This window comes from Mesorhizobium sp. BE184, assembly GCF_031457045.1.
GTDB lineage: Bacteria > Pseudomonadota > Alphaproteobacteria > Rhizobiales > Rhizobiaceae > Mesorhizobium.
On the sequence record NZ_JAVDVU010000003.1, the window covers coordinates 254,417 to 278,352 of the forward strand.

23 protein-coding genes are annotated in these 23,936 nt (G+C 63.9%); 5 read left to right on the forward strand and 18 right to left on the reverse strand.

Going from position 1 to position 23,936, the window contains the following annotated elements; translation table 11 throughout:
• Positions 1-9: 9 nt before the first annotated feature.
• Positions 10-2,196 (reverse strand): primosomal protein N', encoded by a 2,187-nt coding sequence (locus tag J2X35_RS14890; RefSeq protein ID WP_310186888.1) that lies wholly within the window; start codon positions 2,194-2,196, stop codon positions 10-12.
• A gap of 90 nt (positions 2,197-2,286) precedes the next feature.
• On the opposite strand from J2X35_RS14890, the gene fsa reads away from it, so the two are divergent.
• Positions 2,287-2,943 (forward strand): fructose-6-phosphate aldolase, encoded by a 657-nt coding sequence (fsa, locus tag J2X35_RS14895; RefSeq protein ID WP_310186891.1) that lies wholly within the window; start codon positions 2,287-2,289, stop codon positions 2,941-2,943.
• A gap of 36 nt (positions 2,944-2,979) precedes the next feature.
• Here fsa and lptE read toward each other — a convergent pair whose 3' ends face one another.
• Positions 2,980-3,552, reverse strand: coding sequence for an LPS assembly lipoprotein LptE (gene lptE / locus J2X35_RS14900; RefSeq protein ID WP_310186892.1), 573 nt, complete (start codon positions 3,550-3,552; stop codon positions 2,980-2,982).
• On the reverse strand, positions 3,539-6,160 hold the full coding sequence (gene leuS / locus J2X35_RS14905; protein WP_310186895.1) for a leucine--tRNA ligase: 2,622 nt from the start codon (positions 6,158-6,160) through the stop codon (positions 3,539-3,541). The genes lptE and leuS overlap by 14 nt, the downstream gene beginning before the upstream one ends.
• 136 nt (positions 6,161-6,296) lie before the next feature.
• Here leuS and J2X35_RS14910 point away from each other — a divergent pair, with 136 nt between their 5' ends.
• A complete protein-coding gene (locus J2X35_RS14910; protein ID WP_310186896.1) occupies positions 6,297-6,986 on the forward strand; it encodes a YggS family pyridoxal phosphate-dependent enzyme in 690 nt (229 codons plus the stop codon).
• Between the two features lie 94 nt (positions 6,987-7,080).
• Here J2X35_RS14910 and J2X35_RS14915 read toward each other — a convergent pair whose 3' ends face one another.
• The gene (locus J2X35_RS14915) at positions 7,081-8,187 is read right to left on the reverse strand and encodes an ABC transporter substrate-binding protein (protein ID WP_310186897.1); all 1,107 of its coding nucleotides are present in this window, start codon (positions 8,185-8,187) and stop codon (positions 7,081-7,083) included.
• A 140-nt stretch (positions 8,188-8,327) separates the two neighbouring features.
• On the reverse strand, positions 8,328-8,600 hold the full coding sequence (locus J2X35_RS14920; protein ID WP_056116005.1) for an usg protein: 273 nt from the start codon (positions 8,598-8,600) through the stop codon (positions 8,328-8,330).
• Positions 8,601-8,859: 259 nt separating this feature from the next.
• On the opposite strand from J2X35_RS14920, the gene acs reads away from it, so the two are divergent.
• Positions 8,860-10,815, forward strand: a complete 1,956-nt coding sequence (acs, locus tag J2X35_RS14925) for an acetate--CoA ligase (protein ID WP_310186898.1) — start codon at positions 8,860-8,862, stop codon at positions 10,813-10,815.
• 74 nt (positions 10,816-10,889) lie between these two features.
• Here the strand turns inward: acs and rpmE are convergent, their stop codons facing one another.
• Positions 10,890-11,111, reverse strand: a complete 222-nt coding sequence (gene rpmE, locus J2X35_RS14930; protein ID WP_056112114.1) for a 50S ribosomal protein L31 — start codon at positions 11,109-11,111, stop codon at positions 10,890-10,892.
• 175 nt (positions 11,112-11,286) lie between these two features.
• On the opposite strand from rpmE, the gene J2X35_RS14935 reads away from it, so the two are divergent.
• Entirely contained in the window at positions 11,287-13,086 is a 1,800-nt protein-coding gene (locus J2X35_RS14935) for an ABC transporter transmembrane domain-containing protein (protein WP_310186899.1), read from the forward strand.
• Positions 13,087-13,114: 28 nt separating this feature from the next.
• Here J2X35_RS14935 and J2X35_RS14940 read toward each other — a convergent pair whose 3' ends face one another.
• Positions 13,115-13,252 carry a hypothetical protein gene (locus J2X35_RS14940; RefSeq protein ID WP_310186900.1) on the reverse strand — a complete coding sequence of 46 codons (138 nt, stop codon included), beginning with the start codon at positions 13,250-13,252 and terminating at the stop codon, positions 13,115-13,117.
• A gap of 44 nt (positions 13,253-13,296) precedes the next feature.
• Positions 13,297-14,784, reverse strand: a complete 1,488-nt coding sequence (locus tag J2X35_RS14945) for a carboxypeptidase M32 (RefSeq protein ID WP_310186901.1) — start codon at positions 14,782-14,784, stop codon at positions 13,297-13,299.
• Positions 14,785-14,952: 168 nt separating this feature from the next.
• On the opposite strand from J2X35_RS14945, the gene J2X35_RS14950 reads away from it, so the two are divergent.
• Positions 14,953-15,306, forward strand: coding sequence for a DUF1304 domain-containing protein (locus J2X35_RS14950; RefSeq protein ID WP_310188695.1), 354 nt, complete (start codon positions 14,953-14,955; stop codon positions 15,304-15,306).
• Between the two features lie 55 nt (positions 15,307-15,361).
• Here J2X35_RS14950 and J2X35_RS14955 read toward each other — a convergent pair whose 3' ends face one another.
• The 10 genes from J2X35_RS14955 to J2X35_RS15000 all read right to left on the reverse strand — a co-directional run bounded on the left by J2X35_RS14955 (position 15,362) and on the right by J2X35_RS15000 (position 23,838).
• Positions 15,362-15,730 (reverse strand): hypothetical protein, encoded by a 369-nt coding sequence (locus tag J2X35_RS14955; protein WP_310186903.1) that lies wholly within the window; start codon positions 15,728-15,730, stop codon positions 15,362-15,364.
• Between the two features lie 315 nt (positions 15,731-16,045).
• A complete protein-coding gene (locus tag J2X35_RS14960; protein ID WP_310186905.1) occupies positions 16,046-17,077 on the reverse strand; it encodes a peptidoglycan -binding protein in 1,032 nt (343 codons plus the stop codon).
• A gap of 1 nt (position 17,078) precedes the next feature.
• A complete protein-coding gene (locus J2X35_RS14965; RefSeq protein WP_310186907.1) occupies positions 17,079-18,101 on the reverse strand; it encodes a MotA/TolQ/ExbB proton channel family protein in 1,023 nt (340 codons plus the stop codon).
• A gap of 132 nt (positions 18,102-18,233) precedes the next feature.
• On the reverse strand, positions 18,234-18,926 hold the full coding sequence (locus J2X35_RS14970; protein WP_310186909.1) for a hemolysin III family protein: 693 nt from the start codon (positions 18,924-18,926) through the stop codon (positions 18,234-18,236).
• 101 nt (positions 18,927-19,027) lie between these two features.
• The gene (locus J2X35_RS14975; protein WP_056112088.1) at positions 19,028-19,825 is read right to left on the reverse strand and encodes an inositol monophosphatase family protein; all 798 of its coding nucleotides are present in this window, start codon (positions 19,823-19,825) and stop codon (positions 19,028-19,030) included.
• A 27-nt stretch (positions 19,826-19,852) separates the two neighbouring features.
• Positions 19,853-20,419, reverse strand: coding sequence for an elongation factor P (gene efp / locus J2X35_RS14980; RefSeq protein ID WP_056112085.1), 567 nt, complete (start codon positions 20,417-20,419; stop codon positions 19,853-19,855).
• Positions 20,420-20,538: 119 nt separating this feature from the next.
• On the reverse strand, positions 20,539-21,582 hold the full coding sequence (locus J2X35_RS14985) for a tetratricopeptide repeat protein (RefSeq protein ID WP_082542568.1): 1,044 nt from the start codon (positions 21,580-21,582) through the stop codon (positions 20,539-20,541).
• 45 nt (positions 21,583-21,627) lie between these two features.
• A complete protein-coding gene (locus tag J2X35_RS14990) occupies positions 21,628-22,275 on the reverse strand; it encodes a thiamine phosphate synthase (RefSeq protein WP_056115998.1) in 648 nt (215 codons plus the stop codon).
• Between the two features lie 126 nt (positions 22,276-22,401).
• The gene (locus J2X35_RS14995) at positions 22,402-22,860 is read right to left on the reverse strand and encodes a GNAT family N-acetyltransferase (RefSeq protein WP_310186913.1); all 459 of its coding nucleotides are present in this window, start codon (positions 22,858-22,860) and stop codon (positions 22,402-22,404) included.
• A 78-nt stretch (positions 22,861-22,938) separates the two neighbouring features.
• Positions 22,939-23,838, reverse strand: a complete 900-nt coding sequence (locus J2X35_RS15000) for a DMT family transporter (protein ID WP_310186916.1) — start codon at positions 23,836-23,838, stop codon at positions 22,939-22,941.
• Between the last annotated feature and the right edge of the window lie 98 nt (positions 23,839-23,936).

Below are 23,936 nucleotides of genomic sequence, written 5' to 3' on the forward strand. Positions count from 1 at the left end.
CCGAACTTCTCACAGAAAGCTTTGCGGATCGATATCCACCTGCACGCGCACGGAGCCGCGCACCTTCGGTCCCTGCGCCAGCATGGCGCGCAGGAAGCCTTGCATATCGGCGCGGCGCTCGCCCTGTACAAGCAGGCGGAAGCGATGACGGCCCCCAAGCAGCGACAGAGGCGCCTCGGCTGGCCCCAAGACGAAAATGTCGGAGGCTTCGGGCGCTGCGCGGCGCAGGCCGCGGGCATGACCTTCCGCCTCCGCCCTCGTCGCGGCGCTGACGATGACGCCGGCAAGGCGGCCGAAGGGCGGCAGGGCGGCCCGCTCGCGCTCGGCGATCTCGCGCTCGTAGAAACTCTCGGCATCGCCCGATACGATCGCCCGCATGACCGGATGATCAGGCTGGAAGGTCTGCAGCAGGCCGACGCTTTTCTTGCCGGTGCGGCCGGCGCGTCCTGTCACCTGCGATAGAAGCTGGAAGGTTCGTTCGGCGGCGCGCGGATCGCCATTGGCAAGACCGAGATCGGCGTCGACCACACCGACCAGCGTCATGTTGGGAAAATTGTGGCCCTTGGCGACAAGCTGGGTGCCGATGACGATATCGGCCTCGCCCTGGGCGATGGCTTCCAGTTCCAGCCGCAGGCGGCGCACGCCGCCCATCAGGTCGGACGACAACACGATGGTGCGAGCCTCCGGAAAATGCTCGACGACCTCTTCGGCGATGCGCTCGACGCCTGGACCGCAGGCGACCAGATGATCGAACGTGCCGCACTCGGGGCAGGCTTCCGGGCGCTTTTCCGAATGGCCGCAATGATGGCAAATCAGTTGTCCGCGAAAGCGGTGCTCGACCAGCCAGGCAGAGCAGACGGGGCAGCCGAAACGGTGGCCGCAGACCCGGCACAGCGTCAGCGGCGCATAGCCGCGCCGGTTGAGGAACAGCAGTGACTGCTCGCCTTTTTCCAGCGTCTGGCGCATTTGCGCCAGCAGCAGAGGCGAGAGGAAGCCGCCCTTTGCCGGCGGCGCGCGGCGCATGTCGATGGTCTTGAGCGCGGGAAGCGCCGCCTCGGCGAAGCGGCCGGAAAGGACGGCGCGCGCGTAGCGCCCCTGCTCGGCGTTGACGCGGCTTTCGACGGATGGCGTGGCCGACGAGAGCACGGCTGGAAAGCCGCCGATACGGGCGCGGACCACGGCCATGTCGCGGGCATTGTAGAAGACGCGGTCTTCCTGCTTATAGGCGGGATCGTGTTCCTCGTCGACGACGATCAGGCGAAGATCGCGGAACGGCAGGAACAGCGCGGACCGGGCACCGGCGACGACGCGCACGTTGCCTTCCGCCACTTGCCTCCAGACCTTTTCACGCATTCTCGGCGGCAGGTCGGAGTGCCATTCGGCGGGCTTGGCCCCGAAGCGTTCCTGGAAACGCTCCAGGAAGGCATGGGTCAGCGAGATTTCCGGCAGCAGGATCAGAACCTGTCCGCTCTTTTCCAGCGCGGCGGCGATGGCTTCGAAATAGACTTCGGTCTTGCCGGAGCCGGTGACGCCATCGAGCAGGGTGACGCCGAATTCCGCCGCTTCCACACCGGTTCGAAGGATCTCGGCCGCTTCACTTTGGTCCGGCGTCAAATCCGGCAACGCATAGCCGGGATCGGGTGCGGCGACGACTGGCCGCGGCGGGATCATCACCGTTTCGAACACGCCCTGTCCGCGCAGGCCGTCGATCACCGTGGACGAGACGCCTGCGGCGTGCGCCAGTCCGGAGCGGGTCCAGGCCATGCCGCCTTCCGCCACCTCGAGCACGCGCTGCCGCGCCGCCGTCATCCTGTCGGGTTCGGCCAAGGTACGCTGGATGCCTTCGATCCAGGGTTCCGGGTCGAAGGCCTCCGGTGCGCGCAGCAACATGCGGGCGACCATACCGGGGGCGGAAAGCGTGTATTGCGCCACCCAGTCGACGAAACGGCGCATCGACGCCGAAATGGGAGGGCAGTCGAAAACGTGATCGATCGGCCGCAGCCTTTTCGAATCGAGCTCCTCGACCTTGCCATCCCAGACGATGCCCGCGACGAGGCGCGGTCCGAGCGGTACGCGCACGATCGAACCCGGCACCACGCGCATTCCGGCCGGGACCGCATAGGTGTAGGGGCGTTCCGCCGGCATCGGCACCAACACGGGCGCGGCCGAAGAAAAGGGCGAATCTCGCGTCGTCATTGCGCGTGACCTTGCCCCGACTTTGGTCTAGAGCAAAGGCCGACCAGCAGCGTGCCCTGCCGGCACTTGCGAATATCCAAGGAGACCATCATGAAATTCTTCGCCGATACCGCCGACATCAAGGAAATCAAGGAACTCAACGATCTCGGCCTGCTCGACGGCGTCACCACCAATCCGTCGCTGATTTTGAAGTCGGGCGGCTCGATCACCGAGGTGACCAAGGAAATCTGCTCGGTCGTCGAGGGTCCGGTTTCGGCAGAAGTGGTGGCAACGGAATACAAGCAGATGATGCGTGAGGCCGAGGTGCTGGCCAAGATCGCTGACAATGTCTGCATCAAGGTGCCGCTGACGCTCGATGGGCTCAAGGCCTGCAAGTCGATCCGCAATGACATGAATCGCCTGGTCAACGTGACCTTGTGTTTCTCGGCCAACCAGGCGCTACTCGCCGCCAAGGCCGGTGCTTCGTTCATTTCGCCGTTTGTCGGCCGCGTCGATGACACCGGTGCGGACGGCATGGAACTGATCCAGGAAATTCGCCAGATCTACGACAACTACGATTTCGCCACCGAAATCCTCGTCGCGTCGGTCCGCACGGTCAATCATGTCAAACAGGCTGCCCTGATAGGCGCCGATGTCGTCACAGCCCCGCCAGCGACGCTCAAGGCGCTGGTCAAGCACCCGCTGACCGACAAGGGCCTCGAACAGTTCCTCGCGGATTGGGCGAAGACCGGCCAGAAGATCGGGTAACGGCTTTCGGATCAGACGGAACGGAGCGGCGAAGCGTTAGGAGCGCTTCGCCAGATCCTGCGCGATCTTCAGTTGCAGCAGGCTGGCCAGTTCCCGCGCGGCGCGGTTCTCGGCGTCGATCTGCGCCCGCATCGTCGCGAATTCCTGCTTCGACTTGTCGAAGGAGGACGTCAACGAGCGGCTTCCCGATCCGATGACCTTGCCGGTAGAGATTTCCACCAGCCTGTAGTTCGCCTTGAGAGTGACGGTGCCGGCGGTCGGCTCGTCGATCTCCTTGGTCACCTGGATGACGGCTGCCGATTCGACGGTCTCGACAACATCCAGATCAAGCGAATAGACCGGATTGGCAGGTTCGCCGCCGCCGCCAGTCAGACCATAGATGAGATTGTTGCGGACCTGCTGCGCGTAGCGGGAATCGACCGGCTTGACGGCAATCGACGCCAGTTCGGCGCGGGCGCCGACGGTGGAACCGGCTGACAGCGGCGCGTTCGAATAGAGTGGCCGCACGGTGCAGGCCGAAGCCAGCGCCAGCAGGCCCACCATTCCGGCCAGGGTCGCATTGCGCAAATGCCGCGGGGTCTTCGGGCGGCTCGGTTCAGACAACGACATTGACGATCCTTTGCGGGACGATCACCACCTTGCGCGGTGTCCTGCCCTCCAGCGCCTTCTCGACGAAATCCAGGGCCAGGACCGCTTTTTCGACCGCACCTTGGTCTGCGTCGCGGGCAATTGTCAAATCGCCGCGCTTCTTGCCGTTGATCTGTACAGGCAGCACGATCTCGTCGTCCACCGTCAGCGCCGGATCGAAGGCCGGCCATGCCTGCTCGCCGGCCAATCCGCGGCCGCCGAGCTCTGCCCAGCATTCCTCGGCAAGGTGCGGCATCATCGGCGCGATCAGCTGGACGAGGAACTCCAGAGCCTGCCTGACGGCGCCCTTTTGGCCGGCATCGGCCTTGCCGAGATTGGCTACCTGGGGCGACAGCGCGTTGGTCAGTTCGTAGATGCGGGCGACCGCCTTGTTGAAGTGCAGGCGGCCGATGTCTTCACCGACGGCTTTGAGAATCCGGTGCGCCTGCCTGGAAACCGCGGCCGCATCGCCTTCAGACGCGGCAGCGGGCTTCACCCCGGCCAGAGCAGGGGCGGCTTCCGACACAAGACGCCAGACGCGCTGGACGAAACGGTGCGCGCCCTCAACGCCGGCCTCGGTCCAGATGACATCGCGTTCCGGCGGCGAATCCGACAGCATGAACCAGCGCGCCGTGTCGGCGCCGTAGCTGGCGATGATGTCGTCGGGGTCGACGACATTCTTCTTCGACTTCGACATTTTCTCGATCGAGCCGATCTCGACCGGGCTGCCGTCCCTGAGCAGTACCGCCCGTCTCGCGCCGTCGACTTCTTCGATCTTTACTTCGGCGGGCGTGATCCAGCCTTCCGGCAGGCGATAGGTCTCATGCACCACCATGCCTTGCGTGAACAGGCCCTGGAACGGCTCCTTCACTTCGTTCAGATGGCCGGTGGCGGTCATGGCGCGGGTGAAGAAACGCGAATAGAGCAGGTGCAGGATCGCGTGCTCGATACCGCCGATATACTGGTTGACCGGCAGCCAGCCGCCCTTGCCATCGACGCAGGACAGCGTCGTTGGCGCGGCCTCGTTCCACGGGTCGGTGAAGCGGGCGAAATACCACGACGAATCGACGAAGGTGTCCATCGTATCGGTGTCGCGCCGCGCCGCCTTGCCGCATTTCGGGCAGTCGGCGTGTTTCCAGGTCGGATGATGGTCCAGCGGGTTGCCCGGCTTGTCGAAGGTCACGTCGTCGGGCAGCCGGACCGGCAGGTCCGCATCCGGCACGGGGACCGCGCCGCAATCGTCGCAGTGAATCACCGGGATCGGACAGCCCCAGTAGCGCTGGCGCGAGATCAGCCAGTCGCGCAGGCGGAACTGCACCTTGCGCTCGGCCTGCGGGCGGTTGCCGATGCTGATGCCGGACAGCCGCGTCGCGACCTCCTCGAACGCGGCCTTCGGCTTCATGCCGTCGAGGAAGCGCGAATTGAACATCACGCCGTCGTCGGTATAGGCCTCGTCGGTGACCTGGAAGGTCGCGGCGTCCGCGCCTTCCGGCATGACGACCGGAACGACCGGCAAGCCGTATTTGTTGGCGAAGTCGAGGTCGCGCTGGTCGCCGGACGGGCAGCCGAAGATGGCGCCGGTGCCATAGTCCATCAGCACGAAATTGGCGACATAGACGGGCAGCGTCCAGCTCGGGTCGAAGGGATGCACGACGCGCAGGCCGGTGTCGAAGCCGCGTTTCTCGGCGGTTTCCAGTTCGGCCGCCGAGGTGCCGCGCCGGCGCACGTCTTCGATGAAAGAAGCCAGCTCGGGATTTCCCTCAGCCGCCTTCCTCGCCAGCGGATGATCGGCGGCGATGGCCATGAAGGACGCGCCGAAGATGGTGTCGGGGCGTGTCGTGTAGACTTCCAGCTCGCTCTCGCCGGCGGGCGGATTGTCCAGCTTCCAGCGGATCAGCAACCCCTCCGAGCGGCCGATCCAGTTGGCCTGCATCAGCTTGACCTTCTCGGGCCAGCGGTCGAGCGTATCCAGCCCGTCCAGCAAATCCTGGCTCATCGAGGTGATCTTGAAGAACCATTGCGTCAGGTCGCGCTGCTCGACAGGAGCGCCGGAGCGCCAGCCGCGCCCGTCGATGACCTGCTCGTTGGCGAGGACGGTCATGTCTTCCGGGTCCCAGTTGACCTTGGCCGACTTGCGCTCCACCAGTCCGGCGCGCCAGAAATCCAGGAACATTTTCTGCTGGTGCTTGTAGTAGCCCGGATCGCAGGTGGCGAACTCGCGCGCCCAGTCCAGCGACAGACCCATGGTCTTCAACTGGCCTCTCATGGTGGCGATGTTGGCGTAGGTCCATTCGCGCGGGTTGACCTTGTTGTCACGCGCGGCGTTTTCCGCCGGCAGCCCGAAGGCATCCCACCCCATCGGGTGCAAGACATTGTCGCCCATGGCGCGGCGATAGCGCGCCACCACGTCGCCCATCGTGTAGTTGCGCACGTGACCCATATGGATGCGCCCCGAAGGATAGGGGAACATCTCCAGCACATAGTATTTCGGACGCGGATCGTCGTTGCGGGTTTCAAACAGCTTGGCGGCGTCCCAGGCCTTCTGCCATTTCGGTTCCGATGCGCGCGGATTATATCGTTCTGTTGCCATGAGACGTTTTTCACTTAAAACGTTGGGGAACACGCCTGCAGCGGTTCATAAAGCTCGGTCCGGGTCTTCACCATGCTTTGCCGAACCCGTCAACCATGCGGGCGCAGCGCCGGGTCAAAAACAGAAGGATCATACGATGAGTGATACGGTCTCGCAGCTTGAGGCGGTCAAAGCAAAAATCGCAGCCGCCGAGCGCGAAGCGAAGCGCGAAGCCGGTTCGGCCTCGCTCGTAGCCGTTTCCAAGACCTTCGGTCCCGACGATATCCGGCCGGCCATCGAAGCGGGCCAGCGAATCTTCGGCGAGAACAAGGTGCAGGAGGCGCAAGGCAAGTGGCCGGCGCTCAGAGCGCAATATCCGGGCATCGAGCTGCATCTGCTCGGGCCGTTGCAGTCGAACAAGACCAAGGACGCCGTCGAGCTTTTCGATGTCATCCAGTCGGTCGATCGCGAAAAGATCGCCGCCGAAATTGCCAAGGAAACGCGCAAGCAGGGCAGGACCCCGCGGCTTTACGTGCAGGTCAATACGGGGTCCGAACCGCAGAAAGCGGGCATCGAGCCGAAGGATGCGGTGGCTTTCGTTGCCCGATGCCGCGACGAGCATGGCCTGCATATCGAGGGCCTGATGTGCATTCCGCCGGCCGAGGAAAACCCGGGGCCGCATTTCGCGCTCCTCGGCAAGCTCGCCAAGGAAGCGGGCGTCGAAAAGCTTTCGATGGGCATGTCCAGCGACTATCAGGTGGCTATCGCCTTCGGCGCGACGAGTGTGCGCGTCGGCTCGGCGATTTTCGGCGGCCGCACCTATGCGCCGGCGGCGGTTCCCGCCTGAGCGGACGTAGGCAGGCTACGGCCAGCCTTTCCGGAAAGGCACCACGAAAAAGGCCGGAGCGTTGCCCCGGCCTTCCAAATAGCATGGCGAAAACTCACTCCACAGGGACGATCTTGCCGTCTTCCCACTTGAACAGGGAGAAGCTCGGCGAGGACAGGTCGCCGGTCTCGCCGTAGGTCAATTTGCCGATGGCGGTCTCGACCGGCTGGCCGTCTTTCAGCGCGGCGGCGACGGCGGTCGCGTCGTCGGCCTTGCCGGCCTTCTCGATTCCGGCCTTGATGACCTGCACGGCGGCATAGGCGTTAAGCGTGAAGGCCTCAGCCGGAATGTTCTTCGCCTTCAGCACCTGCACGGCCTCGGCCGAGTCCGGGTTCTTCAGCGCATCCGACGCGTTGGTGAACAGCGTGCCGGCCGCCGCCTCATTGCCGATCGCCCAGTATTCGGTGTTGGACAGGCCTTCGCCGCCGATGATCTGCGCCTTGACGCCGCCATCCGCGAGCTGGCGGGCGATCAGGCCGCCCTCCGGGTGGTACCCGCCGAAATAGATGACTTCAGCGCCGTCATTCTTCAGCCTCGCAACGATGGCTGAATAGTCCTTTTCGCCAGGCATGATGCCTTCATAAAGCACCTCGGTGACACCGCCCTTGTTCAGCGCCGCCTTGAATGCATTGGCGAGACCCATGCCATAGGTGCCCTTGTCATGAACGACGGCGATTTTCTTGTCCTTCATGTGCTCGAGCACGTATTTGGCGGCGACCTCGGCCTGCTGGTCGTCGCGGCCGCAGGTGCGCAGCACGTTGGTGAGACCGCGGCTGGTGAGGTCCGGCGCGGTGGCCGTCGGGGTCACCATCAGAACCCCGTTCTCGGCGAACACGTCCGAGGCCGGTATGGCGACGCCGGACGTGACCGGACCGACGACGAAATGCACGCCGTCGCCGACCAGATTGTTGGCGGCCGAGACACCCTGCTTGGGATCGCCGGCGTCGTCGGCGAGCTTGAGCACGATTTTTTCACCCAGAACGCCGCCGTTCTTGTTGATGGTCTCGACGGCGGCCTCGGCGCCATTCTTGACCTGGTCGCCATAGGCGGCGACCGGCCCAGTCAGCGGCGCGACAACACCGATGGTGATGTCGGCCCAGGCGGAATTCGCGAACGCCAGGGTTGCGGCGATGGCGACGCCGGCAAGCAGCTTCATCTTCATTGGCATGACTCCTTGTGTGGCCGGTCCTGTCTGGCCGGCGGAAAGCCCTAGCCATAGACATTCACGCCTGTGGAAGCGATCGGAAAGGCCCGCCCGGCCCCTTTCATGTGGGCCAGATGTCGTGCCGCCGGCAATTTGCCTCAGTGGAGGACCAGTTCGCCGTCCACCTTGCGCCATTCGTTCGGCGCGATCAGCCGGCTGTGGGTGTACTGAATGGAATGCAGCGGTCCTTCGAGCCGGGTCCTCCAGAACTCGATGAAGCTGAACAGAGCCGGGAATTTCGGGGCCAGATCGTAGTCCTGCCAGACATAGGTCTGCAGCAGATGCGGGTGGTCGGGGAAGTGGTATAGGATCCTGGCGGTGGTCAGGCCGTAGCCTTTCAGCAGCAGTTCCAGTTCGGAATGGTCGCGCATGTCTGCCTCGCAGGCGCTGGTGCCAATCCTCCCATCCGAAGTCTGCGCCCGGATGGTTAACCGGTTCTGAACGACGTCTTCATACGACCGGCCGACGTCTTCGATTGGACGCCACAATGTGCGTCATCCCGCCACGCTCCCCCAACGTCTAATGTTGCCGCCGGGGAAGAATTGATAATAATGCCGGGGCATCCGCAGCTTCTGGCCGCGATGCCGTCGGTGCGTAACCGGCGACGCAATTCGGGAGGAATGCACAAAAATGTCCGAAGTCCGTGTCCACCGGGTGCAGCCGGCGTGGAAAAAGAACGCCTTGATCGACAACGACACATACCTGAAGTGGTATGCCGAAAGCGTGAGGAACCCGGACAAGTTCTGGGGCAAGCACGGCAAGCGGATCGACTGGTTCAAGCCGTACACCAAGGTTCAGAACACGTCTTTCAAAGGCAAGGTGTCGATCAAGTGGTTCGAGGACGGGCTGACCAACGTCTCCTACAACTGCATCGACCGTCATCTGAAGAAGCGCGGAAACCAGACGGCGATCATCTGGGAAGGCGACAACCCCTACGACGACAAGAAAATCACCTATAACGAGCTTCACGAGCATGTCTGCCGCCTCGCCAACGTGATGAAGACGCACGGCGTCAAGAAGGGCGACCGCGTCACCATCTATATGCCGATGATCCCGGAGGCGGCCTATGCGATGCTCGCCTGCACGCGTATCGGCGCGATCCATTCGATCGTCTTTGGCGGCTTTTCGCCCGATGCGCTGGCCGGGCGCATCGACGATTGCAAATCGACCTTCGTCATCACCGCCGACGAAGGACTGCGCGGCGGCAAGACCATTCCGCTCAAGGAAAACACCGACAGGGCGGTGGAGATCGCCGCCAAGGCCGGCACCAAGGTCAAAACAGTCGTCGTGGTGCGCCGCACCGGCGGCAAGGTTGGCTGGGCCGATGGCCGCGACGTCTGGTATCACGATGAGGTCGCGGCGGCGAAGCCGGACTGCAAGCCGGAGAAGATGAAGGCGGAAGACCCTCTGTTCATCCTCTATACGTCAGGCTCGACCGGCAAGCCGAAGGGTGTGCTGCACACGACCGGCGGCTATCTCGTCTACGCCTCGATGACGCATCAATACGTCTTCGACTACCATGACGGCGATATCTACTGGTGCACCGCCGATGTCGGCTGGGTGACAGGGCACAGCTACATCGTCTACGGACCGCTGGCCAATGGCGCGACGACGCTGATGTTCGAAGGCGTGCCGAATTACCCCTCGACCTCGCGGTTCTGGGAGGTGGTCGACAAGCACAAGGTCAACATTTTCTACACCGCGCCGACCGCTATCCGCGCCCTCATGGGCGCCGGCGAGGAGCCGGTGAAGAAGACCTCGCGCAAGAGCCTGCGCGTGCTGGGCTCGGTCGGCGAACCGATCAACCCGGAAGCCTGGGAGTGGTATTACAAGGTGGTCGGCAACTCCAGGGTGCCGATTGTCGACACCTGGTGGCAAACGGAGACCGGCGGCATCCTGATCACGCCGCTGCCTGGCGCGACCGACTTGAAGCCGGGCTCGGCGACGCGGCCGTTCTTCGGCATCAAGCCGCAACTGGTCGACAATGAGGGCAATGTGCTGGAAGGGGCGACCGACGGCAATCTCTGCATCGTCGATTCATGGCCGGGCCAGATGCGCACGGTCTATGGCGACCATGACCGCTTCGTGCAGACCTATTTCGCTACCTACAAGGGCAAGTACTTCACCGGCGACGGTTGCCGGCGCGACGAGGACGGCTACTACTGGATCACCGGCCGCGTCGATGACGTCATCAACGTGTCCGGCCACCGCATGGGCACGGCCGAGGTGGAGTCGGCGCTGGTCAGCCACGACAAGGTGTCGGAGGCCGCGGTCGTCGGCTATCCCCACGACATCAAGGGCCAGGGCATCTACAGCTATGTGACGCTGATGGCCGGCGAAAAGCCGACCGAGGAGCTGCGGAAGGAACTGGTCGCGCATGTGCGCAAGGAGATCGGCGCCATCGCCGCGCCAGACAAGATCCAGTTCGCGCCGGGCCTGCCGAAGACGCGTTCGGGCAAGATCATGCGCCGCATCCTGCGCAAGATCGCCGAGGACGATTTCGGCGCGCTGGGCGATACCTCGACGCTCGCCGATCCGGCGGTGGTCGACGACCTGATCGAGAACCGGCAGAACAAGAAGAAGTGATCCTGCCGGCCTTGCCGCACAAACAACAAAAAACCCGCCTCGAAGGCGGGTTTTTTAATGCCGGTAAGAACCGTTCAGATGCCGAGATTGGCGAACTTGTTCTTGAATTTGGAGAGACGGCCGCCGCGGTCGAGCAGCGTCTGCTGGCCGCCGGTCCAAGCCGGATGGGTCGACGGGTCGATGTCGAGGTTCATCGTGTCGCCTTCCTTGCCCCAGGTCGAGCGCGTCATATACTCGGTGCCGTCGGTCATGACGACCTTGATCGTATGGTAGTCGGGATGGATTTCGGTCTTCATGGCTCTTGTCCTGCTGAGGGGTGCGGCTGACGGCCTGCGTCGATGCGCCCCTTTTTAAAACGAGAAGCCGCAGCTATGCAGGAGCCGCAGCTTCCAAAACGGTCGGCGAGCCTATACATCAGGCCAAATTGAATCACAAGGCCGCGCCGAAGCCAATTCGAACAGGAAACCGGGCATGGCGGAACAAGCGAGCGGGGATGGACGGCGCCCTTCGCCGGCGCCGCTCCGGCGGCTGGTTCCCTATATCGGCCGGTATCGCGGCCTGGTGGCCGGCGCCGTCGTCTCGCTCGTCCTGGCCGCGCTGACCACGCTGGCGCTGCCGGTTGCCGTCCGGCGCATGATCGACCACGGGTTTTCCTCCGCCGATTCCACTTTCATCGCCAACTACTTCGCCATGCTGGTGGTGATGGCCGCGGTGCTGGCGCTGGCATCCGCCGGCCGCTACTATTTCGTCATCACGCTCGGCGAGCGCGTCGTCGCCGACATCCGCCGCGACGTCTTTTCCCACGTCACGGCGCTGTCGCCGGCCTTTTTTGATACCGCGCATTCCGGCGAGATCGTCTCGCGGCTGGCCGCGGACACGACGCAGGTGAAATCGGCAGTCGGCGCGACAGCCTCGGTGGCGCTGCGCAACATCATCCTCGGCCTTGGCGCCGTCGCCATGATGGTGGTGACGAGCGCCAAGCTGTCCGGCCTTGTCATTGTGGCAATCCCGATCATCGTGCTGCCGCTGGTCGCGTTTGGCCGGTCGGTGCGGCGCAGATCCCGACAGGCGCAGGATACGCTGGCCGAGGCGACCGCCTATGCCAGCGAGCAGATCGGCGCGGTGCGCACGCTGCAGGCCTTCACCAACGAAAAGCTCGTGACGGGGCGGTTCGCGGCGGCGGTGGAAGCGGCTTTCAACGCGGCGCGCTCATCCGTGCTTGCGCGCGCGTTGCTGACGTTCTTTGCCATCTTCATGATTTTTTCGTCCGTCGTGGCTGTGCTGTGGTTCGGCTCGCGCGACGTGCTGTCCGGCACGCTGTCGCCCGGCACGCTCGGACAGTTCCTGCTCTATGCGGTGTTCGCCGCCGGGGCGCTGGGCGCGCTGTCCGAAGTGTGGGGCGAACTTTCGCAGGCCGCGGGCGCGGCTGAACGCCTGACTGAAATCCTTGCCGAAAGACCGGCCATCGTTGCGCCCCCGAACCCCAAGCCGCTGCCGGCGACGGCGCGGGGCGCCATTGCGTTCGACAACGTGTCCTTCTCCTATCCGGCGCGACCGGACCGCGCCGCTGTTCACGGGCTGACCTTTGCGGTCAAGCCCGGGGAGACGGTGGCGATCGTCGGTCCCTCGGGCGCCGGCAAGAGCACGGTCTTTTCGCTGATCCTGCGCTTCTACGACCCCGAAACAGGGTCGATAGCGATCGACGGTATCGAAGCGCGCGAGGCCGATCCGGCAGCGCTTAGGCAACGCATCGCCATCGTGCCGCAGGATGTGACCGTGTTCGCCGCCAGCGCGCGCGACAATATAGGCTTCGGCAGGCCGGGCGCCTCCGGTGCCGAGATCGAGGCAGCGGCGACGGCGGCGCTTGCCGATCCATTCATCACGAAGCTGAGGGATGGCTACGACACGCAACTCGGCGAACGCGGCGTCACGCTATCAGGCGGCCAGCGGCAGCGCATCGCCATTGCCCGCGCCATTTTGCGCGACGCGCCGATCCTTTTGCTGGACGAGGCGACGTCCTCGCTCGACGCCGAGAGCGAGACGCTGGTGCAGGCGGCGCTGGAACATCTGATGCGCGGCCGCACCACGCTGGTGATCGCGCATCGGCTCGCCACGGTGCTGAAGGCCGACCGGATCCTGGTGATGGACGGCGGCCGTATCGTCGAGGAAGGCACCCACAAGAGCCTCGTCGCCAAGGGCGGCATCTATGCGCGACTGGCCAAGCTGCAGTTCGAGACCGGCGCGGACGCCTTCATGGGGGCGGCGGAGTAGGGGCTCGCTCTTCGGTGATCGGCTTCGCCTAATTGGCCTCGGCCTGCGCATAGGCGAAATTGTAGCTCAACGATGCGTTGTAGGAGATGTCCTTCAAGGCTTTCAGATATGCGCTCAGATCGGCAACCGGCGCGCGGTCGCTGAGCGTGTTCAGGATCCAATCCAATTCAAATTCCGTCGTCTCGTTGACGTCTATATTTGCGCCTGTGATCACTCCCGCCCATAGCGCTCCCGCAGATGCGCGATGAAATGGGCTGCGTTGAGCTTTTCGCCGGTGGCGCGTTGCATCAATTCGGGAGTGGACCAGCGTGAGGCCTGCGACCAGATATGGTCGCGACGCCAGTCGTTGACCGCGGTGAAATCCCCTTTTTCGAGATCGGCCTCGGCGGAGCTGTGTGCTTTCGTCAATGCCGCCCATTGCTGCGCCGCCATCATGGCGCCCAGTGTGTAGGAGGGGAAATAGCCGAACGCGCCGCCCGGCCAGTGCACGTCCTGCATCGGGCCGTCGGCGGGGTTGTCGATGGTGGAGAGACCGAGATAGTCGCGCATCTTGGCGTCCCAGGCTTCCGGCAGGTCGGCCACGTCCAATGCGCCGGAAACGAGATCCTGCTCCAGTTCGAAGCGAAGGATGACGTGCAGCGGGTAGGTGACCTCGTCGGCATCGACACGGATCAGGCCGCGTTCCACCTGATGCACATGCGGCAGGATGTCGTCCATCGACCAGTCTTCGCCAAGGTGCTTTTCCACCACCGGCAGCGCCCAGCGCCAGAAGGCCGGGTTGCGGCCGAGCTGCTTTTCCACAAACAGGCTCTGGCTCTCGTGTACGGCCATGCCGCGAGCGCGGCCGAGCGACCAGTGCGACCAGTCCTGCGGCAGGTTCTGCTCATACAGCGCGTGGCCGGTCTCGTGCAGCACGCCCATCAGCGCGGAGAGGAAGTCGGTCGTCTTGTAGCGCGTGGTGATGCGGACGTCGCTCGGCACGCCGCCGCAGAAGGGATGATGAGAGACCGACAGGCTGCCATGACTGAAATCGAAGCCGACGGCAGCCATCATCGCCAGGCCGAGTTCGCGCTGCCTGTCGATCGGGTAAATACCCGAAAGCGGCTTGAGCGGCCGCTTGGCCAGCCGCTGCTCCTGGGCCGCCAAAGCTTCCGGCACGAAGTCCTTGAGGAAAGTCTTCAACTCGGCAAAGACCGGGGTGATATCCGCGGTGCGGTTGCCGGGGTCGTATTGTTCCATCAGTGCGTCGTAAGGGGCAAGGTCAAGCGCCTCGGCGCGCAACGCCGCCTCCTCGCGCACCAGCGTCACGATGCCTTGAAGGGCCGGCAGGAAGCCCGTCCAATCGTTCTTGGCGCGCAGGTCGCGCCAAAGCTGCTCCGAGCGCAGGCGTGCATTGGTCTGACGCTCGACGAACTCCGTGGGCAGGCAGGTCATGTTGGTGTACTGGCGCCTGAATTCGCGCACAGCCGCCGCCTGCATCTCGTTCAGCGCTTCACTTTCGGCGGCGCCGATCCAGTCGCCGATTTCCGGCGCGGTCGCCTGGCGGTGATACATGCCGGCAAGGGTCGCCATAGCCTCGGCGCGCTTCTCGCCGCCGCCGACCGCCATATGGGTCGCCTCGTCGGCGCCGAGGATCGCCATCGCGTGTTCCAGCGCTTCGAGCTTGTGGCCGAGTTCATCGAGTTTCTGGAACGACATGGTTTTTCCTTGTGCTGTAAACTTGGCGATCGTGCCGCCGTCGCGCGTGAAAAGACAGCAAGCCGCCAGGAGTGGCAACCACTTTTGCTGCCTATGCGTCATCGCGGCGGCGGCGTATCCTGCGCGGATGTCGCAACGCGCGGCTTCGCGGGAATGAGCGGGGAAACGATGATCGGCAACATTCTGGTCGGGCTGGTGGCCCTCATCCACATCTATATTGTCTATCTGGAGATGGTGCTGTGGGACACGCCCACCGGGCACCGAACCTTCAGGCTGACGCCCGAATTCGCGGCGGCGTCGAAGGTGCTGGCCGCCAATCAGGGGCTTTACAACGGCTTTCTCGCAGCCGGGTTGATCTGGGGTCTCTATCTCGGCGCAGCAGGCTTTCCGGTGAAAACTTTCTTTCTGCTGTGCGTGCTGGTGGCCGGCCTCTATGGGGCCGCAACCGTGGGCCGCAATATCCTTTATGTGCAGGCTGTCCCGGCCGTCCTGGCGCTGGCTGCGCTGTGGCTGGGATGGTGAAAATCCCCCGGAGCCGAAGCCCCGGAGGATCGACGTCCCTTCCTGCCGGAAGCGGTCAGCCGTGTTCGTCGAGATTGTCGACGGTCGGCGCGATGTTGCCGATCTTGCGCAGGATGTCTTGATACTGCGCTGTCGGAACCCGGCCGTGATTTTGCGCGGCGTCACGCTCGGCCGTCATGCGAATGCCTGCCGCCTGTTTTTCCATCATTCCGGCTTGCGCTGCCGATAGCGTCCTGTCGCTGCGTTCCGCCTTGACCCCGTCGACGGCACTCTGAAGCTGGCCGAGAACGGCCTGGAGCCGTGGTCCCTGCAACTGCACAGCCGGCGTTTCGCCGACATTGTAGGACGAGGCATAGGCTCCGGTCAGGGGCACGGTGGCGACAAGGACCGAAATTGCAAACATCCTGGGAGTGAAAGAGCGCATGATTGCGTCTCCTGATCTAGGGACTGCCGGCATCGCTGTGCCGACAGTCCTATATTGCGGACCGTCCGGTTCCGTCGAGTCGCGGAGGCATGTACCGCCGGCGGTTCTCGGCCCGCATGCAAACAGTAGGAGCGCCGTCGCGCGAAGGGTAATTAAAAAAAGATAATTCTTGGCGCTCTTGCCGGTTCGTCGTGAGCGCTCTAAGGCGTGCTGAATCAACGGCTTAGTTCACGCGCTGCTCAAGGAAAGTTGAAGCCGACAGCGTCTGAGCAGCCATCCGGCGTCCTGTGCCAGATGACGACGCGGCGGAACAGGTCAGCGTTCCGTCAGCTTGAGCTCGATGCGACGGTTCTTGGTGCGGGCCTCGTCGGTGCCGGCGGTGTCGAGCGGCTGGAATTCGCCGAAGCCGGCTGCCACCAGACGGTTCGCCGGCACGCCGTTGGCGATCAGGAATTTCACCACCGAGGTCGAACGCGCGGTCGAAAGCTCCCAATTGTCGCGATAGCGTCCGCTGCCCGAAAGCGGCCGGTCGTCGGTATGGCCGTCGACGCGCAGCACCCAATTGATCTCGGGCGGGATTTCCTTCTGCAGCTCGATGATGGCGTCGGCGAGCTTCTTCATCTCGACCTGGCCGGCGTCGTTGATCTCCTCGGAGCCGACCGGGAACAGCACTTCCGACTGGAAGACGAAACGATCGCCGACGATGCGAATATTTTCGCGATCGGCGAGGATTTCGCGCAGGCGGCCAAAGAAATCCGAGCGGTAGCGGTTGAGTTCCTGCACGCGCTGCGCCAGCGCGACATTCAGGCGGCGGCCGAGATCGGCGATCTTGGTGTTGGATTCGCGGTCGCGCGTTTCGGAGACATCGAGCGCATCCTCGAGCGCGGCGATCTGCTTGCGCAGCGCGGCGATCTGCTGGTTGAGGAGTTCGACCTGGCTCAATGCGCGCTGGCTGACCTGACGCTGCGTGTCGAGTTCGCCGGAAAGCTCGTTAGCACGCGCATTGGCGGCATCGCCCGCGCCGGCGCCTTGCGACAACAACTGTTCCAGCCGGCTTTTCTCGGCTTCTGTCGCCGACAGGGAGGCCTGCAGATTGGCGAGCGAATCCTGGGCGTCCTGGCTGTTGGATTTTTCCAGCGCGAGGAGCTGTGTCAGCTCGTTGATCTGGGAATTCAGCCGCGACAGCACCTCGTCCTTGCCGGAAATCTCGCGGCTGAGCAGGAACTGCGCCAGCACGAAGACCGAAAGCATGAACATGATTGCCAGAAGCAGGGTCGACAGCGCGTCGACGAAGCCCGGCCAGTAGTCGATCCTGCGGTCGGCGCGGCGCGCCCGGGCTAGGGCCAAGTCAGTGCACTCCCGGCTTCTTCAGCGCGTCGGCGATTTTTTCCAGCGTGTTGCGCATGGCCTTCTGCTCGTCGGACTGCGCCTCCACCCAGTCGCGCATGATCTGCTGTTCGGAGCGCATGTTCTTGACCAGACCGGAAATGCCATCGGCAAGGCTCGCCATGGCGGTTGCGACACGCGGATTGGAGCCGCCATTTTCCTGGATGCTGCGCAAGCGCTCCGAAAGGACGCGGATTTCATCGACGGAATCGACTTTGGCCGGGTCGGTGACGACGATGTCGGAAGACAAGTCTGTGACGGAAGACAGCCAGTTTTCAAGCTCGGTATAGAAGCGCGTCTGCGCGCGCCCGGCCTGCAGGTCGAGGAAGCCGAGCACAAGCGATCCGGAGAGGCCAAAGAGCGAGGACGAGAAGGCCGTTCCCATGCCTGCAAGCGGTGCGGCGAGGCCCTGCTTCAGGGCATCGAGCACGGCGGCTGCGTCGCCGCTGCCGGGGTCGAGCGCCTGGATGGTCTCACCGATGGAACCAATGGTCGTCAGCAGTCCCCAGAAAGTGCCGAGCAGGCCCAGAAAGACGAGCAGGCCGACCAGATAGCGCGAGGTGTCGCGGCTTTCGTCGAGACGAGTGGCGATGGAATCCAGCATCGTGCGCATCGAACTGGTGGAGAAGGCCATGGAGGAGGACCGGCCGAGCATCGCCTTCATCGGCGCCAGCAGAACGGGTTCGGTTACCTCGGAGCCGGCACGGAAAGAGTTGACCCAATGGACCTCGCGGAAAAGCCTGCCCACCTGGACGAAGGCCAGCAGGATGCCAACCAGAAGCACGCCGACGATCAGGCCGTTCAGCCCCGGATTGGTGACGAAGGCACCCGAAATCTGCCGGGTCAGAATGGCGGCGATGAAGGCGACAATCGCCAGGAACACGACCATGGTGAGCAGGAAGACCTGCGGGCTGGACAGTTTGTGGGGATCGTAATTCAGCACATCGGAACGCTTGCCCAGTGCGAACGATTTGAGAAAAGTCATCGGTGTCCCGTCTGCGCTGCCAGCCATGATCGATCACGCTTGTCTGCGACTGTAAGCGGAAATGTGACCAAATTGGAAGGCGCTTGGCACCGCCTGCCGGCCGTTAGTTCCCATTGCCAGCCGGATAGAGGTCTAAAGACGGCTGACCACCAGACAGTCTGCGAGCGCCGCCAGATGCAGGCCGGCGGCACCGACGACGAAGCCGTGCCACAGCGCGGTGTGGAAGCGCAGGCCTTTCCAGGCGTAGAAGATCACGCCGGAAGAATAGACGATGCCGCCGGCAACGATCAGCGCCAGCGAGGTGTTGGGCAGCGTGGCGATCAGCGGCTCGGCGAGCAGGACGCCGCTCCAGCCGATGGCGAGGTAGAAGACGACGGCGAGCCGATCGAAGCGGCCGGGCAGGAAAATCTTGATCGCCATGCCGAAGGCGGCTGCGATCCAGACCGCGCCGATCATCCAGCGGGCGAGGGGCGAATTGTCCAGCTGCGCCAGGAACGGTGTGTAGGTCGCTGCGATCAGCAGATAAATGGCGGAATGGTCGAAGCGGCGCAGGATCCACTTCGCCGGTGACTGCACGGGCCATAGGTTGTAGGCCAGCGATACCGACAGCACGGTGAGCAGCGAGACGACGTAGAATACGGCTGCGATGTATTCGCCCGGCCCGGTGTGGAAAGCGGCAAGCGCGAGCAGCGCCGAGCCGGCTGCGATGGCCAGCACGATGCCGACAGCATGGACGATGCCGTCGGCGATCAGCTCGGCGCGCGAATAGTGCCAGCGTCCCCTGAAGGGAATATGGAGTTCGGTCGGTGTTTCGGTTCGGGTCATCGAAGCGGCCTGTCTGCCCATAATCTGGGGGACATGCAGGCTACATGCCAGAGCCTTGTTTCGGATTTGCGACGGTATGACGCGATGCCGCTTAGGGCAACCTATCCCTTGAGCGGCTTGGCGATCGTCTTCAGCAGCGCCCGGTGGATGACTTCATTGCCGGCGGCGACGGAGCCGTCGTCCAGCATGTTCTGGCCGCCGGAAAGATCGGAGACGAAGCCGCCGGCCTCGCGGATCAGCAGCAATCCGGCTGCGATGTCCCAGGCCGAAAGATTGTTTTCCCAGAAGCCGTCGAGTCGGCCCGCGGCCACATAGGCGAGGTCGAGCGACGCCGCGCCCATGCGGCGGACGCCGGAGACTTCGGCCATGACGTTGCGCAGCTCGACGAGGAAATTGCCGTGATGGCCACGGCCGAGATGCGGAACGCCGCAGCCGATGACCGAATCGGTCAGCTTGGAGCGGGCGGCGACGCGCAGCCGCCGATCGTTCATGAAGGCGCCGCCGCCGCGCTCGGCGGTGTAAAGCTCGTCCATGGCCGGATTGTAGATGACGCCGGCGACGATCTGGCCCTGGCGCTCGAGGGCGATGGAAACTGCGAAAAGCGGAATGCCGTGCAGGAAATTGGTGGTGCCGTCGAGCGGGTCGACGATCCAGCGGTGCTGGTCGTCGTCGCCGTCGACCGTGCCGCGTTCCTCCATCAGGAAGGCATAGCCGGGACGCGCCTTGGACAGTTCGGTGAAGATGATTTCCTCGGCCTTGCGGTCGGCCTGGCTGACATAGTCGCCGGGTCCCTTGAGCGAGACCTGCAAGTTCTGCACCTCGCCGAAATCGCGCGACAGCGAGCGGCCGGCTTTCATCGCGGCCTGAACCATGACGTTGAGGAGAGCTGAGCGGGCCATGGGATCAATCTTCCGGTTTTACGCCGATCAATCGGCGCGGCGCAGATAAATGATTTCGTTGGTGTCGACGAGGATGCGTTCGCCAGCCTCGATGAAGGGCGGCACCAGCACGCGGATGCCGTTTTCGAGGATGGCCGGCTTGTAGGACGAAGCGGCCGTCTGGCCCTTTACCACAGGATCGGCCTCGGTGATGGTCAGCGTGACCTGATCCGGCAGCGATATGCCGATCGGCGTTTCTTCGTAAAGCTGTACCGTCACCATCATGCCGTCCTGCAGGAAGGCGGCGCGGTCGCCGACGAAATCCTTCTGCAATTCGAGCTGCTCGTAGCTCTCGGTGTCCATGAAGACGAGGGAGTCGCCCTGTTCGTAGAGGAAGGAGAAATCCTTCATGTCGAGATGGACGCGCTCGACCGTCTCCGCCGAGCGGAAACGCTCGTTGAGCTTGGTGCCGTTGATGAGGTTCTTCAACTCGACCTGATTGTAGGCGCCACCCTTGCCCGGCTTGACCGAATTCGTCTTCACCGCGACCCACAGGCCGCCATCATGTTCGATGACATTGCCGGGCCGGATTTCGTTGCCGTTGATCTTGGCCATGATTGCACTGGGTCCGGATGCTGGTGCGCCCAAGGGGCTTTCGGCCCCCAAGACCACAAATCGCTTCGGGAGGCAAGAAGGCGGCGGGCGATGGCGGCGTGAAGGGCAGGTGGCCTGCTTCAGGGCAGGCGGTTCGCCTGCTGCAGCGCCTTCTTGATTTCTTCCGTGGTCAGGCCGCGGAGGAAATCCTCCATGTCCTGGTCAATCAGCCCCGCCCTGCGCGCGACGATGTACCAGGCGGCGGCCAGATTGGCGTCAGGCTCGACGCCGATGCCGGCCATGTAGAATTTCGCCAGGCGATTGCGGGCGGCGACATTGCCGCCGTCGGCGGCCCGCTTCATCCAGCCGAAGCCGCCCGCCAGGTCACGTTTGCCGCCGCGTCCGTCCACCATCCATTGGGCGAGGTCGAGCTGAGCCGTGTCGTAGTTCTGTCGTGCGGCCTGTTCCAGCAAGCGGCGTGCCCGGGCATCATCCTGCTTCTTGCCGCCGACCCCGTTGGCGTAGATCTGCGCCATTGCGTATTGCGCGTCGGCAAGACCGGTGGCGGCAGCACGCTCGTAATATGGGACGGCCTTCGCCAGTCCGTCATCGCCGGCGTCCTGCTGGACGAGGAGCTGCGCGAAATTGAACTGCGCGAGCCGGTTGCCGGCTTCGGCAGCGGCCTGCATCAGCGCAAAGGCGCCTTTCTCGTCCTTCTTCACATAGCGGCCTTCGATCAGCATCAGCGCATACTGGAACTGCGCTTCCGGCACGCCGCGCTCGGCCGCCTGCGCGTACCACTTGGCCGCTTCGGGAAAGTTGAGCGGCACGCCGAGGCCGCGCGAGGTGATTTCGGCCAGCAACGTCGCCGCTGCGGGATCGCCGTTCTGGGCGCGCGGCAAAGCGAGATTGTACGCCGTCCTGTAGAGGCCGCGCTGGAAGGCGCCATAGGCGGCATCCGCAGGCTTGGCGCCGAAGCGCTCGGGATTGATGACGTCGGCGGAGGGCAGCGGTGGCGGTTCGACGGTAGTCGCCGGCTGCGGCAGCGTTTTTTCGATCGGCTTGTCCGTCTTGGTTTCTGCCGCAGGTTTGGACGCTTGAGGCTGGGCCGGCGCTGCCTTCACCGCCTCGGGCTTCGCCGTCGCCGGTTTTTCCTGACCGAATGCCTGCGCCGACCATGCCATGGCGATCATGGCCGCGAGCGGCAGGATGCGTGGTGCCGGCACGGGTCAGTTCTCGAAGCGCGGCGCGTGCTCTTCCAGCAGCGCATTGGCGTGGGCAATTGCTTCAGCCGGGTTTACACCCTCGGCGAAAACCGCCGAGGAGAGCGCCACGAACTCGGCGCCGGTCGCCGCGACCGCCTCGACGGAGGAGAGGTCGGAGCCGGCCAACACGATGCAAGGGATTTCGATCACCTCGGCCCACCACCGGCCGAGCGACAGATTGCGGCTGTGCGGCTCGGGCTTGTTGTCGTAGCCGAAGCGGCCGAAGAAGATGTAGTCCGGCCGCTCTTCACCCAGCTCCAGTGCGTCGTCGCGGGTTTTGGCGCCGCCGGCGCCAACCATCATCTTGTCCTGGAATTTTTCGATCGTCTCGGCCAGCTCAGCCTTGCTTGTCTCGACATGGATGCCGTCGGCGTGGATGCGCCCGGCGATGCGCGTGTCGCCGGCGATGATCACCGCCACGCCCGCCGCCTGCGCGGCCGGGGTCACCGTTTCGGCGAACGCCTGGAAGGAAGCCTCGTCGGCCTCGTATTGCGGCAGGATAAGCGATGCGACATCGCCGCCGCCGAGCGCGGCAACAACCTGTTCGGCTGCCGCGCCGGGGGGCGCGATCAGGACGATACGGCAGCGGTTCAAAGGTGTTGCGTCATTCATCGGCATTCAATCCCGGGTTCCGCCTATGCGAGGCGAAGATGGTTGGATTGCGGCATAGACGAAAGGGACGGCGATGAACAGGCGGCGGATCATGGTTCGCCGGTCGGCACGCTCGCGACCGTGGGCTCAAAGATTGAGCTTGTAACCGATGTGGCTGGCTGTGAAGCCCAATCGGTCATAGAAGCGGTGCGCGTCGGTGCGGCTCTTGTCAGTGGTCAGCTGAACGACCTGGCAGCCACGCTCGTGGCACTGGCCCACGGCCCATTCGATCAGTTTCTCGCCGAGCCGCGCGCCGCGCCGGTCGGCAGCCACGCGCACGGCCTCGATCTGGCCGCGCGTGGCGCCCTTGCGGGACAAGCCGGCAAGAAAACTGATCTGCAAGGTACCGACGATGCGGCCATCTTCTTCCATGACCGCGAGCAACTGATGCGGGTCGCTGTCGATGGTGGCGAAAGCCGTGCGATAACCTTCGGCCAGCGGCTCGGACAAGTCCTCGCGCGCTTTGCCCAGCGCATCGTCGGCCAGCATGGCGACGATTGCCGGGACATCCGCTTCTGTCGCACGTCGGAAAAGAATGTCGGTCATCTTGCCTCCGGATTGACGCATTGGCGCGCGGCTTCCGAATAAAGCGTGCGGGCGCCGACATCAATGTGGAGGTGACGGCTACTTCGCCGTCCGGGCCGCTGGCGCTTGCGTTTTCCACGGCGACCAGCCCAGGTTCATTCCGGCCGCCGCGATCAATATGGCCGCCGCGCCGGCAACCTGCGCCGGATCAAGCCGGTGGCCGAAGGCCAGCACGTCGACCAGGATGGCCACCACAGGATAGATGAAAGAAAGCGACCCTTGCAGAGAGGTCGGCAGCTTCTGGATGGCGCCGTACATCAATATGTACATCAGCCCGGTGTGGACGACGCCCAGCGTCACCAGCATGGTCCAGCTCCATGCATCCGTCGGAAGGGCGGAGAAATTGGCGAAGGGCGCCAGCATGACGACGCCGACGCAGACCTGGATCAGCGCGATCAGATGCGGCGGCGTGCCCTTGAGCGTCTTGGTGACGACGGCCGCCACGGCCCAGAAGAAGGCGGCGGCCAGCGCCATGGCGATGCCGATGAAGTAATCGGTGCCGACGAAGCTGACATCGGGCACCGTGCGCACGATCAGCAGCATGCCGACAAAGGAGACGGCAAGCCAGGTCAGCTTGGCCAGCGTCAGCCGTTCGGAGAAGAAGATCGCGCCGAATGCGACCAGCATGAAGGGCTGGGTGTTGTAGACCGCCGTGGCGATCGAGATCGAGGCGCGCGGGAAGGCGCTGAACAGCAGCAGCCAGTTCACGACGATGGCGACGCCGCCGAGCGCCGCTATGGCCAGGGTGCGTACGGACAACGTGCCGCGAAAAAGACCGAGCGCGGCGCAGATGACGAGCAGCGTCAGCGCGCCGAATGCGCAACGCCAGAACACCACGTCCATGGCTGGCTGGCCGGACATGACCACGAACCATCCGATGGTGCCGAGAATGCCCATCGCAGCCGTCATCTCGATTGTGCCGCGCGCTGTGCTATTCATGACGCTTCCCCTGAAGAACAGGCTGATTTTCCCATGCACTGAAGGAATTTTATATGCTATATAAAAGCCAGAACCCCTTTTTCATTTAATAAAGTAAG

Excerpts from the sequence above, each read along its gene's own strand:
- J2X35_RS14915 (WP_310186897.1), bottom strand. The coding sequence starts at position 8,187 with ATGAAGATGAAGCTGCTTGCCGGCGTCGCCATCGCCGCAACCCTGGCG.
- J2X35_RS14995 (WP_310186913.1), bottom strand. The coding sequence starts at position 22,860 with ATGACCGACATTCTTTTCCGACGTGCGACAGAAGCGGATGTCCCGGCA.
- J2X35_RS14965 (WP_310186907.1), bottom strand. The coding sequence starts at position 18,101 with ATGACTTTTCTCAAATCGTTCGCACTGGGCAAGCGTTCCGATGTGCTG.
- J2X35_RS14935 (WP_310186899.1), top strand. The coding sequence starts at position 11,287 with ATGGCGGAACAAGCGAGCGGGGATGGACGGCGCCCTTCGCCGGCGCCG.
- efp (WP_056112085.1), bottom strand. The coding sequence starts at position 20,419 with ATGGCCAAGATCAACGGCAACGAAATCCGGCCCGGCAATGTCATCGAA.
- J2X35_RS14955 (WP_310186903.1), bottom strand. The coding sequence starts at position 15,730 with ATGCGCTCTTTCACTCCCAGGATGTTTGCAATTTCGGTCCTTGTCGCC.
- J2X35_RS15000 (WP_310186916.1), bottom strand. The coding sequence starts at position 23,838 with ATGAATAGCACAGCGCGCGGCACAATCGAGATGACGGCTGCGATGGGC.
- J2X35_RS14910 (WP_310186896.1), top strand. The coding sequence starts at position 6,297 with ATGAGTGATACGGTCTCGCAGCTTGAGGCGGTCAAAGCAAAAATCGCA.
- J2X35_RS14890 (WP_310186888.1), bottom strand. The coding sequence starts at position 2,196 with ATGACGACGCGAGATTCGCCCTTTTCTTCGGCCGCGCCCGTGTTGGTG.
- J2X35_RS14920 (WP_056116005.1), bottom strand. The coding sequence starts at position 8,600 with ATGCGCGACCATTCCGAACTGGAACTGCTGCTGAAAGGCTACGGCCTG.
- acs (WP_310186898.1), top strand. The coding sequence starts at position 8,860 with ATGTCCGAAGTCCGTGTCCACCGGGTGCAGCCGGCGTGGAAAAAGAAC.
- rpmE (WP_056112114.1), bottom strand. The coding sequence starts at position 11,111 with ATGAAGACCGAAATCCATCCCGACTACCATACGATCAAGGTCGTCATG.
- J2X35_RS14985 (WP_082542568.1), bottom strand. The coding sequence starts at position 21,582 with ATGGCATGGTCGGCGCAGGCATTCGGTCAGGAAAAACCGGCGACGGCG.
- J2X35_RS14945 (WP_310186901.1), bottom strand. The coding sequence starts at position 14,784 with ATGTCGTTCCAGAAACTCGATGAACTCGGCCACAAGCTCGAAGCGCTG.
- lptE (WP_310186892.1), bottom strand. The coding sequence starts at position 3,552 with ATGTCGTTGTCTGAACCGAGCCGCCCGAAGACCCCGCGGCATTTGCGC.
- J2X35_RS14950 (WP_310188695.1), top strand. The coding sequence starts at position 14,953 with ATGATCGGCAACATTCTGGTCGGGCTGGTGGCCCTCATCCACATCTAT.
- J2X35_RS14970 (WP_310186909.1), bottom strand. The coding sequence starts at position 18,926 with ATGACCCGAACCGAAACACCGACCGAACTCCATATTCCCTTCAGGGGA.
- J2X35_RS14990 (WP_056115998.1), bottom strand. The coding sequence starts at position 22,275 with ATGAATGACGCAACACCTTTGAACCGCTGCCGTATCGTCCTGATCGCG.
- fsa (WP_310186891.1), top strand. The coding sequence starts at position 2,287 with ATGAAATTCTTCGCCGATACCGCCGACATCAAGGAAATCAAGGAACTC.
- J2X35_RS14975 (WP_056112088.1), bottom strand. The coding sequence starts at position 19,825 with ATGGCCCGCTCAGCTCTCCTCAACGTCATGGTTCAGGCCGCGATGAAA.
- leuS (WP_310186895.1), bottom strand. The coding sequence starts at position 6,160 with ATGGCAACAGAACGATATAATCCGCGCGCATCGGAACCGAAATGGCAG.